This window comes from Paracidovorax wautersii (assembly GCF_900113035.1).
GTDB classification, from domain to species: Bacteria; Pseudomonadota; Gammaproteobacteria; order Burkholderiales; family Burkholderiaceae_C; genus Paracidovorax; species Paracidovorax wautersii.
The window spans coordinates 68,218-79,254 of sequence record NZ_FONX01000020.1 but is presented as its reverse complement, the minus strand read 5'-3'; the positions used below and the strand labels follow the sequence as shown (position 1 = coordinate 79,254).

Here is an 11,037-nt window from a genome sequence, read left to right as displayed (position 1 = left end):
GCAGGGGGCCGGAATCCATGGCGCAAAAGAAACCAATCGCTTTTTGTGTAAGTGATTGAAAAAATTTTGCAATGGCGTGTCCGGTCGAGTCCCCTTTCTGCGCCGGTGCTGTCCCTGGGTTATCCCTAGGGTCTCCTAACGTGGGGCCCGGCCTTCGGAGTGCGCTCGAGCAGCGTATCGGAAGGCCTTGGCGAGGCGAGGCCATCCAGTGCCCTGCCTCTTGTCCCCTCTACCTTCGTTTCTCTCCGGGTCATCTTCATGAACCACACCAGCCTTGCCACCCGCATCGGAGCCTGTTTCGGCATTGCGGCCGTGGCGCTCACCCTGCCTTGGTCCCTCGTCCAGACACTGCGCCTTTCCTTCGCCGAAGCGTGGGGGCTCGCCGCTGGGGCGCTCGTCCTCGTCGCGGTGCTGGCCGCATGGCTGGCGGCCAGCATCGCCAGGCCGGCGCGGCTGGCGCTGGCGCAGGCCGAGAGCCTGGCCGCGGGCGATCTGCGCGAGCCACCGGCCGCCAGCCCGGCCGCCGGCGGTGAACTGGGCCAGCTCCTGGCGGCGCAGCAGGCCTTGCGCGGCAAGCTGGCCTGGATGGCGGAAGACCTGCGCCGCGTGGCCCGGGCACATGACGCGGGCGACATCGATGCGGTGATGGACAGCCTGGTGCTCAAGGGCGACCTGGCCGCCATGGCGCAGGGCATCAACCAGCTGGTCGGCAGCCACATCGCGGTCAAGAAGAAGGCCATGGCCTGCGTGGCCGAGTTCGGCCGCGGCAACTTCAACGCGTCGCTGGAAGCCTTCCCCGGCAAGAAGGCCTTCATCAACGACACCATCGAACAGGTGCGCGCGCACCTGCAGGCACTGATCGCCGACACCTCCATGCTGGTGGACGCCGCCGCCGAGGGCCGCCTCGAAGTGCGCGCCGAGGCCCAGCGCCACCATGGGGACTTCCGGCGCATCGTCGATGGCATCAACGACACGCTCAATGCCATCGTGGAGCCGGTCGATGCCGTGGGCACCACGCTGAAGGCGCTCTCCATCGGCGATCTGACGCGGACCGTCGATGTCGATTGCCGGGGCCAGCTCAAGGCCTTGTGCGATGCCGCCAACTTCACCGTGGCCAAGCTGGTGGAGGTTGTCACCGATGTCAACGGCGGAGCGCAGTCCCTGGCCGGAGCTTCCGAAGAGGTCAGCGCCACCGCGCAGACGCTGAGCCAGGCCGCCAGCGAGCAGGCCGCGGGCGTGGAGGAGACCAGCGCGTCGCTGGAGCAGATGACGGCCTCCATCAAGCAGAACAGCGACAACGCGAAGGTGACCGACGGCATCGCCGCCAAGTCCGCCACCGAGGCTGCGGAGGGCGGCGAGGCCGTCAAGGCCACCGTGGCGGCCATGAAGCAGATCGCCCAGAAGATCGGCATCATCGACGACATCGCCTACCAGACCAATCTGCTGGCGCTGAACGCGGCCATCGAGGCGGCGCGCGCCGGCGAGCACGGCAAGGGCTTCGCTGTGGTGGCGGCCGAGGTGCGCAAGCTGGCCGAGCGCAGCCAGGTGGCGGCGCAGGAGATCAGCGACGTGGCGGGCTCCAGCGTGGAGCTGGCCGAGCGCGCCGGCCGCCTGCTGGACGAGATGGTGCCCAACATCCGCCGCACCTCCGATCTGGTGCAGGAGATCACCGCCGCCAGCGAGGAGCAGTCCTCCGGCGTCGGCCAGATCAATGCCGCGGTGAACCAGCTGAGCCAGACGACCCAGCAGAACGCGTCCGGCTCCGAGGAGCTGGCCGCCACGGCCGAGCAGATGAGCAGCCAGGCCGAGCAGCTGCGCCAGACCATGAGCTTCTTCAAGCTGGACGGGGCCGGCCAGGCGCATGCGCCGGCCGCCGCCGCGACGGCGCGCAGAGGCGTGCTCTCCGCCCCGACGGCCCAGCCGCCGCGCGCGCTGCAGCAACCCGCGCTGGCGGGGGCTGGCCATGCCAGCGCCATCGATGAGCGCCAGTTCGTCCGCTACTGACGTGCCCGGCACCCTGAGAGGCACACCATGAGCGAAGACAAGCGATCCCACGGCGCCGCGCCTGCCACGCAGGCCTCGGCGCAGTTCCTGACCTTCCAGCTGGGGGGCGACCTGTTCGCCATCGGCATCCTGACGATCAAGGAAATCATCGAGTACGGCGAGCTCACCTCCGTGCCCATGATGCCCGGCGCCGTGCGCGGCGTGATCAACCTGCGCGGGGCCGTCGTGCCCGTGATCGACCTACAGGCGCGCTTCGGCAAGAGCCCCGTCGTGGCGGGCAAGCGCACCTGCATCGTGATCGTCGAAGTGCAGGCCTTGGACGAGCGGCAGGTGATCGGCGTGATCGTCGATGCGGTCAACGAGGTGGTCGATATCCCGCCCGAGGACATCGAGCCGCCGCCGTCCTTCGGCGCGCGCATCCGCACCGACTTCATCCAGGGCATGGGCAAGGTGCGGGGGCGCTTCGTGATCCTGCTGGAGCTCGAACGCGTGCTGTCCCTGGAAGATCGGCTGCCGGCGGAACCGGCGCCCGGCTGACGCGGGCGGTGCTGCAACCCTCGGTTGGACGACTCCAAGTGTCCGGCCTGTCTGACAGCGCGAGGCCCCGATCGGCCTTACGCTGGCACCAGCTTTTTGCTGTTGACGAAAGAGGATTGAACATGCACCTGAACCCCATCATCCGCGCACTCCCCGCCATCGCCCTGTTCGTGGCCGCTGGCGCCGTCCACGCGGCTCCGGCCGGCGGCGCTGCCGGCAGCTCCTACCAGGAAGACCGGGCCGCCTGCGCGCAGATCTCTGCCGCGGACAGCCGCGCCGCCTGCATCCGCGAGGCGGGCGCCGCACGCCAGGCTGCGCGCGCAGGCAAGCTGGCACCGGAAACCGAAGCCGACTACCAGCGCAACGCCGAACAGCGCTGCACCGTGTTCCGCGAGCCGGTGGACCGCGATGCCTGTATCGCCCGCGTGAAGAACGGCCCCGTTTCGGGCTCGGTGAGCGGCGGCGGCGTGCTGCTGGAGGCTGAAACCCTGGTGCCGGTAGCGGGCCCCGCTGCCCGCCCCATGGCCGAACCCATGCCCCCGGCGATGGACAAGCCCATGCCCAAACATCCCCCCAAGCACAAGCACGGCCCGAAGCACGGCCCCGATGGCAAGCCGGCCCCGAAGAAGCCGATGCCTCCTCAGCCCATGCCCGAACCCAAGTCCTGAGCGCGCTGAAATGAGCTCAAGCCCGGCCGCCGTACAGGCGGCCGGGCTTGAGCCGTTTTTGCGGACTGTTTTTGCGGACTGATCGATCAGCCGATCAGCCGGTCAGGCGAGCGCGGTGCGCATCGCGTCTATGACGGCGCGGTAGTCCGGCTTGCCGAAGATGGCGCTGCCTGCCACGAAGGTGTCGGCACCGGCATCCGCCACCTGGCGGATGTTGCCTTCCTTGATGCCGCCATCGACTTCGAGGCGGATGTCCTTGCCGCTGGCGTCGATGCGGAGGCGCACGGCCTCGATCTTGCGCAGGGCGGAGTCGATGAAGCTCTGGCCGCCGAAGCCCGGGTTCACGCTCATGATGAGGATCAGGTCGATGTCGTCGATCACCCAGTCCAGCACGTCCAGCGGCTGGGCGGGGTTGAAGACCAGCCCGGCCTTCACGCCCTTGGAGCGGATGGCCTGGATGCTGCGGTGCACGTGGCCCGAGGCGTCCGGGTGGAAGCTGATGTAGTCGGCGCCCGCTTCGGCGAAGGCGGCGGCCAGCGCGTCCACCGGCTGGATCATGAGGTGCACGTCGATGGGCACGGCCGTGCCGTCCGCCGTCTTGGCATGGGGCTTGAGCGCCTGGCAGATCATGGGCCCGAAGGTGAGGTTGGGCACGTAATGGTTGTCCATCACGTCGAAGTGGATCCAGTCGGCGCCGGCGGCGATGACGTTCCCGACCTCGTCGCCCAGGCGGGCGAAGTCGGCGGACAGGATCGAGGGTGCGATGCGGTAGGTGGGGCTGCTCATGGCGCCGGATTGTCGCAGTTGGCGCAAAAGCCCGCGCCGCGCCCGCCCGCTCCGGGCCCTGGAGGGCGCTCCGTACTTACCCTTTACCATTGCCGCCATGCCCAAGTACCAGTTCCAGGCCGAAGTGCGGCCCGAATACCTGCCCGAGCAATCCGCCCCGGCGGAGGGCGTCTATAGCTTCGCCTACACCATCACGGTCACCAATACCGGCGAAGTGCCGGCCCAGCTCATCGCGCGCCACTGGATCATCAGCGACGCGCGCGGCCACACCGAAGAGGTCAAGGGCCTCGGCGTGGTGGGCCAGCAGCCTCTGCTCAAGCCGGGCGAGGCCTTCCAGTACACCAGCGGCTGCCGCCTGCGCACGGCCAGCGGCAGCATGCACGGCAGCTACCTGTGCGTGGCGGCGGACGGCGAGACCTTCGACTGCCCCATCGCGCTGTTCGTGCTCGAAGCCGTGGGCGGCGGGGATTCCGGCCAGCCGCTGAGCGACCGGGTGCTGCATTGAGGCGGTCCCCCGTCGATCTGGGCCAGCTGCTGGCCGAACTGGACCCCGCCGCGCCGCTGGCGCAACGCCATCTGCTGCTGATCTCCCTGCTGGACTGGGTGCGCGGCGACAGCCGTTCCGTCGAAGGCGCCCTGGGGCGCGTGGCGCTGATGGTGGAGGCCGTCGAGAAGGACGCGGCGCTGCAGGCCCGGCTGCAGGCCTGGTGGCTGGCGCTCATCCAGACCGTGGACATCACCACGCTGCTGGCCGACTTCGGCTTCGCGCCGCGCACCGCGCTCTTCAGCGAGATCGCCGAGCGCATGCGCTACAAGCTGCTGCCGGGCAGCCCGGAGACGATCGATGCGTCCGAGCTGTTCATGCTCGCCCTGCGCAGCGAATTCGACGCGCGCTGGCTGGCCGCGCTGGACGAGCCGCTGCTGGCGCGCCTGCTGGCGGTGCTGGCGCCTGCCGACGGGCCCGGCGCGACGCGCTGGCAGCGCTCGCTGCTCGACGCCATCACCTACTGCGCGGGGCAGATCCTCTCCACCGGCTTCGCCCCCGAACTGCGCCTGCGCATGACCGAGTCGGCCCGCGACGCCCAGCCCTTCCATGCGCTGATCCGCGACGTGGAGAGCCTGCGCGTGGAGGTGCTGCACCAGCTGCGCACCAGCGACCGGCTGGACGAGGCCGTGCAGCGGCTGCGCGACCGGCTCGATGCCTGCCGCGCCGCCGCCTTCACCGTGTATTCGCATTTCGAGGACAACGGCATCTCGGTGGGCCTGGTGTTCCGCCTGCGGCAGCTGCGCGAGCGCATCCTGCGCGTGCGGGCGCTGCTGGACTGCCTGCTCTCGCCCACGCCCGTCGTCGCGGCGGCGCAGCTCATGGCGCGGCTGGTGAACGTGGGCATCGAGCGCCGCAGCGTGCGCGCGCTGCTGGCCACCAATTCGTCGCTGCTGGCCGCCAAGGTGGCCGAGCGCAGCGCCGAGACCGGCGAGCACTACATCACCCGCACCGGCGCCGAATACAGCGCCATGGTGGCCAAGGCCGCGGGCGGGGGCTTCGTGATGGCCTTCACCACGCTGATGAAGTTCGGCATCGCGGCGCTGGCGCTGTCGGCGTTCTGGTCCGGCTTCTGGGCGGGCGCCAACTACGCGGTTAGCTTCGTGCTCATCCAGCTGCTGCACTTCACCGTGGCGACCAAGCAGCCGGCCATGACGGCGCCGGCCATGGCCGCCAAGCTCAAGGACCTGCAGGACGACGCGGCCGTGGAATCCTTCGTGGACGAGGTCTCGCACCTCGTGCGTTCGCAGGTGGCGGCGGTGCTGGGCAACGTGCTGGTGGTGTTCCCGGCGGTGGTCGGCATCACCTGGCTGATCGCCTATTTCAGCGGCGTGCCGGCCATCACCGCCAAGCAGGCCCAGCACGTGCTGCACGCGCAGCATCTGCTGGGGCCCTCGCTCTTCTTCGCCGCCTTCACGGGCGTGCTGCTGTTCGCCTCCAGCATCATCGCGGGCTGGGCCGAGAACTGGTTCGTGCTGCAGCGGCTGGATTCGGCCATGCGCTACAACCCGCGCATCACCCGGCTGCTGGGCAAGCCGCGCGCGGCGCGCTGGGCGCACTTCATGCGCGAGAACCTCTCGGGCTTTGCCGCCAACATCTCGCTGGGCTTCATGCTCGGGCTGGTGCCCGCGTTCGCGGCCTTCTTCGGCCTGGGGCTGGATGTGCGCCACGTCACGCTCTCGTCGGGGCAGATCGGCGCGGCCGCCACGTCGCTGGGCCTGGGCGTGCTGCACCTGCCGGCCTTCTGGTGGGCGGTGGCCTCGCTGCCGCTGATCGGCGCGCTGAACGTGTCGGTGAGCTTCTACCTGGCCTTCCGCGTGGCGCTGCGGGCGGAGAACACCACGGTGGGCGAGCGCTCGCGCCTCTACCGGGCGGTGCGTGCGCGGCTGCGCAGCGCGCCCCTGAGCTTCTTCATGCCCGTGCGTGGCCGCAGGGCGACCCCGGCCCCGGCCCCGGCCTCCGAGGCGGGTTCGGGGCCGTCGGCTGCCTGACCCACGGCAAAGGCCGGGCCATCGCCGCCGGTGTCCTACAGGGGCGCGACATGCGGGGCGGGTAGATTCGGGCCACTGCCGGGCTCCGCATGGAGGCCCGGCACGTGTGCCTTTTCCGAGCCGGCGGGGTGGCGGGCGCCCCGGTGGCGCATGGGCCGGCGTCGGGCGAAAACCAAGAGGATTGACCAAGACATGAACGAGCTGATGAGCTTCTGGGCGCAGTGGTTGCGCCCCTCGGCCGGACTGCCCACGGTGCAATGGTCGCTGCTGCTGGCCGTGGCCGCCGTCGCGGGCTATGTGGTCCAGCGCAAAACGGGCCTGCCCAAGGTGGTGGGCTACACGCTGGTGGGCACGGTGGTCGGGCTGCTGGGCTTCAGCGGCGTGGTGTGGCCGCTGCAGGGCATCGGCCTCTTCCTGCTGGAGCTGGGCATCTCGCTGGTGCTCTTCGAGGCCGGTGCGCGCATTCCGCTGCGCTGGTTCCGCCACAACCCCATGGTGCTGGTGCAGAGCCTGGCCGAATCGGCCTTCGCCTATTTCGCCGTGTACTGGGCGCTGATCTGGCTGGACGTGCCCGCGCGCGCGGCCGGCCCGCTGGCGCTGGTGGCCATGGCCGCATCGCCCGCCGTGCTGACCCGCGTGGTCAACGACACGCGCGCCGCCGGCCCCGTCACCGACCGGGCCATCGTGCTGGCCACGCTGTCCACGCTCTATGCGCTGACCCTGGGCAGCGCCCAGGCCGAACTCATCAACCGCCCGGCCGCGCGCTTCGCCGACACCATCTATCCGGTGATGGTGGTGCTGGGCGTGTCCGTCATCGTGGGCGGCGTGCTGGCTCTGGCGCTGCGCATGGCGCTGCGCTTCATGAGTCCGACCAGCGAGAACACCTCCATCCTGCTGCTCGCGCTGATCGCCGCGGCGACCACGGTGGCCTCGTTCATGGGCGGCTCGGCCCCGCTCGCGGCGCTGCTGGCGGGCATGCTGCTCAAGCAGCTCAATCCGCGCCCCTGGGCCTGGCCGCGCCAGCTGGGCACGGCGTCGTCGCTGCTGACCATGCTGATGTTCGTGCTGGTGTCCACCGTGGCCGCGCAGGCCGACTGGAGCGGGCCGGTGGCCGGCGTGGTGCTGGCGCTGATCGCCGTGCGCCTGGTGGCCAAGGCGCTGGGCGTGGCGGTGGGCAACGTGGGCAGCGGCGCCAGCTGGCGCCAGGCGCTCTGGGTCAGCTGCGCGATGACGCCGATGTCCGCCATCGCGCTGCTGATCGCATCGCAGTTCGCGCTGGCGTCGGCCTCGACCGGCCAGCTCATCGCCCGGGTCGCGCTGCCGGCCATCCTGCTGATGGAGGTGCTGGGGGCGGTGATCGCCACGGTGGCCATCTACCGCGCGGGCGAAAGCTCCAAGCCGTGGGCCGCGCTCACGCGCACCGGCAGCGGCGGTGCTTCCCCCTCGACCGGAGACAACGCCCGTGAGTCTTGAAGCCTTCCACCATTCCGAACCGCTGACGCTGGGCGTCGAGCTGGAGCTGCAGCTCGTCAACACCCACGACTACGACCTCGCGCCCTATGCCGAGGACATGCTGCGCCTCATGGCCAGGCAGCCGCTGCCCGGCAGCGTGGTGCCCGAGATGACCAACAGCATGATCGAGATCTCGACCGGCATCTGCCATTCGGGCAGCGAGGTGCTGGGCCAGCTCACGCAGATCCGCGACGCGCTGGTCAAGAGCGCCGACAAGCTCAACATCGCCGTGGTGGGCGGCGGCACGCACCCGTTCCAGCAGTGGCACGAGCGCCGCATCTACGACAAGCCGCGCTTCCAGGAGCTGTCGCAGCTCTACGGCTACCTCTCCAAGCAGTTCACCATCTTCGGCCAGCACGTGCACATCGGCTGCCCGGGTGCCGACGAGGCGCTGCTGATGCTGCACCGCATGTCGCGCTACATCCCGCACTTCATCGCGCTGTCGGCCTCCAGCCCCTACGTGCAGGGGCAGGACACGGCCTTCGACTCGGCGCGGCTCAACTCGGTGTTCGCGTTCCCGCTCTCGGGCCGCGCGCCCATGGTGCTGACCTGGAAGGACTTCGAGGAGTACTTCGGCAAGATGACGCGCACCGGCGTGGTCAAGAGCATGAAGGACTTCTACTGGGACATCCGGCCCAAGCCCGAGTTCGGCACCATCGAGATCCGCGTGTTCGACACGCCGCTCACCATCGAGCGCGCCGCCGCGCTCTCGGCCTTCGTGCAGTCGCTGGGCGCCTGGTTCCTGGCCGAGCAGCCGTTCACGCCGAGCGAAGACGACTACCTGGTCTATACCTACAACCGCTTCCAGGCCTGCCGCTTCGGCATGGAGGCGGTCTATGTCGATCCGGCCACCGGCGAGCACATGCCGCTGCGCGACCACATCCTGCACACCATCGACCACATCGCCCGCCATGCCGGCGCGCACGGCGCCTCGGGCGCGCTGCACATGCTGCGCAGCGAGGCGGCCGCAGGCCAGAACGATGCGCGCTGGCTGCGCGAGCGCCAGCGCGAAGAGCAGCTGCTGGCCGAGGTCAGTCGCCAGGCGGCACAGCGCTTCCGCGGCGTACCGGGCTGACCTGCGGTGGCTGGGGCGCGGGCCCCGGCCCCGGCTGCGTGCCGCGCGGGGACGCCGCCAGCACCTGCGCCGCCAGCGACATGGCGTGGACCACTTCCTGCACCGTCTTGCGCTGCGCGGGCAGCAGCACCAGGTAGCGCGCCAGCATCTCCCGGTCCTGCAGGCTGAGTTCGCCCAGCGGCGAGTCGGACTCGCGCACCAGGCTGTCCAGTGACTTGTGGCGCGAGCCGAAGCGCAGCTCGTCCGGGCTGACCTTCAGCCATTCGCTCAATGTGCGCAGCTTGTCCTGCATGGGAATGGCGACGCCCGCCAGCCAGGCCCGCGCCGTATGCGCGGTGATGCTCTTGCCCCAGTAGCGCAGATTGAACTCGTGCGCCACCACGGAAGGGGAAGGACGCACCCCCGCCCCCTCCAGTGCTTGCCGCAGACGCGCGGCGAAAGCCTTGGTTTCCTCTACATGAACACTTTTTTTGCCATAGAACTGACCCTATGGCTTGCTATGTGTACATTTCACAATACTATTTACCGATCTGGTAAAAATCGATTACTGTTGGGCCGTATATGACAAGCAGTCGCATTGAATAAACCTCTTTGTTCGCACCCCATGTCGCAGGCGTCTTTTCCTTCAGCTTCTGTCCCCATCCTTGCGGGGGGAGGCAGTACGTCGCGTAGGCCAGGATCGGTGATCGTTCACGTCGCCAATATGGACATGCTGATGCTGGCATACGGGACGGCACTGCAAGCCCAAATACACGATGCGATGGTCGAGCGCCTGCGCGCCTGCGGCTTCACCGCGCATTGCCTTTCCGGCGAGCGGGCCGTGTTCCTGATCGACCTGCAGGCCGAGACATACGAGTCGCCCGCCGCGCTGGATCAGTTGCTCGAACGGGTTCGCTCTGTGCTCGAGGACCACCCCATCCCGTTCGAGGCGGAACGCGTCTATCTGCGCGCCGGCCTCGACGTGTTCTACCTGCCTGACGGCCGCGCATCCACCGAGGTTCAGGAGGCGGTGGCCGTGCTCGGCAGCGCCTCGGGCCATGGTGACGGCCGGGTCGTGGCCAACCTGCGCTCCGACCTGCTGCAGGCCGGCATGCTGCTGGACGCGCTGGAAGAGGGCACGCTGGCCCTGGCGTTCCAGCCCATCCTGCGCACGGATGGCTCCGTGCTCTACCACGAGGCCCTGCTGCGCCACGCCGCCCCGGGCACGCGCGGCGCCTTCAACCTGCCCCAGGCCATCATGGCGCTGGAGCGCACCGGCGGCGCCGCCCGGCTGGACCAGTGCGTCGTCTGGACCTGCGTGCGGCTGCTGCAGGAGCACCCCGACCAGCGCCTGGGCTGCAACGTGTCGGCCTCCTCCGTGGGGGATGCAGCCTGGTGGCGGCTGCTGCTGGCCTATCTGGCCGAACACCCGCAGGTGGCCGGGCGGCTGGTGCTGGAGATCACCGAAACCAGCGCCGTGCCGACGTCGGCCGAGGCCTTCGATCTGCTGGCGCAGCTGCGGGCCTGCGGCGCGCGCATCGCCATCGACGACATGGGCGCAGGCCACAGCACGCTCGAATTCCTGGCGCGTTCCCTGGCCGACGTGGTGAAGATGGACCGCAACCTGCTCATCCATGCGCTGCATTCGCCCGCGCCGGCGGACATGCTGCGTAACCTGGTCGCGGCCTGCTCGGTGCTCTGCCCCTGCGTGGTGGTGGAAGGCATCGAGACGGCTGCCGAGTTCGCCGCCGTGCAGCAGTCGGGAGCGCGCGGCCTGCAGGGCTTCCTGATCCAGGTCCCGGAGCTGAAGCCCGCCTGGCTGAAGCCGGCGCTGGCCATCGTCGTCTGGGACGCGACCGCCGCCGTCCCCGCGTCCACGCCGCCGGAGGGCGCCGCACGCCCGGCGCGGCATGCCGGCCTTCAGCCGCTGGCCGTCTGAGG

The 11,037-nt window shown here is 69.6% G+C and carries 10 protein-coding genes; 8 read left to right on the top strand and 2 right to left on the bottom strand.

Annotated elements, in window-relative coordinates; translation table 11 throughout:
* The first annotated feature begins 258 nt into the window (after window positions 1–258).
* From BM070_RS21485 to BM070_RS21475, 3 genes are all read left to right on the top strand, one after another.
* The gene (locus tag BM070_RS21485) at window positions 259–2,004 is read left to right on the top strand and encodes a methyl-accepting chemotaxis protein (RefSeq protein ID WP_092941737.1); all 1,746 of its coding nucleotides are present in this window, start codon (window positions 259–261) and stop codon (window positions 2,002–2,004) included.
* Between the two features lie 27 nt (window positions 2,005–2,031).
* Window positions 2,032–2,541, top strand: a complete 510-nt coding sequence (locus tag BM070_RS21480) for a chemotaxis protein CheW (protein WP_092941735.1) — start codon at window positions 2,032–2,034, stop codon at window positions 2,539–2,541.
* A 122-nt stretch (window positions 2,542–2,663) separates the two neighbouring features.
* Complete coding sequence (locus tag BM070_RS21475; protein ID WP_175518576.1) at window positions 2,664–3,209, top strand: hypothetical protein; 546 nt, start codon at window positions 2,664–2,666, stop codon at window positions 3,207–3,209.
* Between the two features lie 102 nt (window positions 3,210–3,311).
* Here BM070_RS21475 and rpe read toward each other — a convergent pair whose 3' ends face one another.
* Window positions 3,312–3,995: a ribulose-phosphate 3-epimerase gene (rpe, locus tag BM070_RS21470; protein WP_092941733.1), complete on the bottom strand. Its 684-nt coding sequence runs from the start codon at window positions 3,993–3,995 to the stop codon at window positions 3,312–3,314.
* A 97-nt stretch (window positions 3,996–4,092) separates the two neighbouring features.
* Between rpe and apaG the strand changes: the two genes are divergently transcribed.
* The 4 genes from apaG (at window position 4,093) to BM070_RS21450 (ending at window position 9,117) form a co-directional block, all read left to right on the top strand.
* Window positions 4,093–4,500 carry a Co2+/Mg2+ efflux protein ApaG gene (gene apaG, locus BM070_RS21465; RefSeq protein ID WP_092941731.1) on the top strand — a complete coding sequence of 136 codons (408 nt, stop codon included), beginning with the start codon at window positions 4,093–4,095 and terminating at the stop codon, window positions 4,498–4,500.
* Window positions 4,497–6,530: a site-specific recombinase gene (locus BM070_RS21460; protein ID WP_092941729.1), complete on the top strand. Its 2,034-nt coding sequence runs from the start codon at window positions 4,497–4,499 to the stop codon at window positions 6,528–6,530. Before apaG ends, BM070_RS21460 begins: the two co-directional genes overlap by 4 nt.
* Window positions 6,531–6,722: 192 nt before the next feature.
* Window positions 6,723–8,003, top strand: a complete 1,281-nt coding sequence (locus BM070_RS21455) for a cation:proton antiporter (RefSeq protein WP_092941727.1) — start codon at window positions 6,723–6,725, stop codon at window positions 8,001–8,003.
* A complete protein-coding gene (locus tag BM070_RS21450; protein WP_092941725.1) occupies window positions 7,993–9,117 on the top strand; it encodes a YbdK family carboxylate-amine ligase in 1,125 nt (374 codons plus the stop codon). Before BM070_RS21455 ends, BM070_RS21450 begins: the two co-directional genes overlap by 11 nt.
* Here the strand turns inward: BM070_RS21450 and BM070_RS21445 are convergent.
* Window positions 9,074–9,517, bottom strand: coding sequence for a hypothetical protein (locus tag BM070_RS21445; protein WP_245785327.1), 444 nt, complete (start codon window positions 9,515–9,517; stop codon window positions 9,074–9,076). The genes BM070_RS21450 and BM070_RS21445 overlap by 44 nt on opposite strands.
* Window positions 9,518–9,877: 360 nt before the next feature.
* Between BM070_RS21445 and BM070_RS21440 the strand changes: the two genes are divergently transcribed.
* A complete protein-coding gene (locus BM070_RS21440; protein ID WP_175518575.1) occupies window positions 9,878–11,035 on the top strand; it encodes an EAL domain-containing protein in 1,158 nt (385 codons plus the stop codon).
* Window positions 11,036–11,037 lie beyond the last annotated feature (2 nt).

What these genes read in the sequence shown, in the direction of transcription:
- BM070_RS21485 (WP_092941737.1), top strand. Translation starts at nt 259, where the DNA reads ATGAACCACACCAGCCTTGCCACCCGCATCGGAGCCTGTTTCGGCATT.
- BM070_RS21480 (WP_092941735.1), top strand. Translation starts at nt 2,032, where the DNA reads ATGAGCGAAGACAAGCGATCCCACGGCGCCGCGCCTGCCACGCAGGCC.
- BM070_RS21475 (WP_175518576.1), top strand. Translation starts at nt 2,664, where the DNA reads ATGCACCTGAACCCCATCATCCGCGCACTCCCCGCCATCGCCCTGTTC.
- rpe (WP_092941733.1), bottom strand. Translation starts at nt 3,995, where the DNA reads ATGAGCAGCCCCACCTACCGCATCGCACCCTCGATCCTGTCCGCCGAC.
- apaG (WP_092941731.1), top strand. Translation starts at nt 4,093, where the DNA reads ATGCCCAAGTACCAGTTCCAGGCCGAAGTGCGGCCCGAATACCTGCCC.
- BM070_RS21455 (WP_092941727.1), top strand. Translation starts at nt 6,723, where the DNA reads ATGAACGAGCTGATGAGCTTCTGGGCGCAGTGGTTGCGCCCCTCGGCC.
- BM070_RS21440 (WP_175518575.1), top strand. Translation starts at nt 9,878, where the DNA reads ATGGTCGAGCGCCTGCGCGCCTGCGGCTTCACCGCGCATTGCCTTTCC.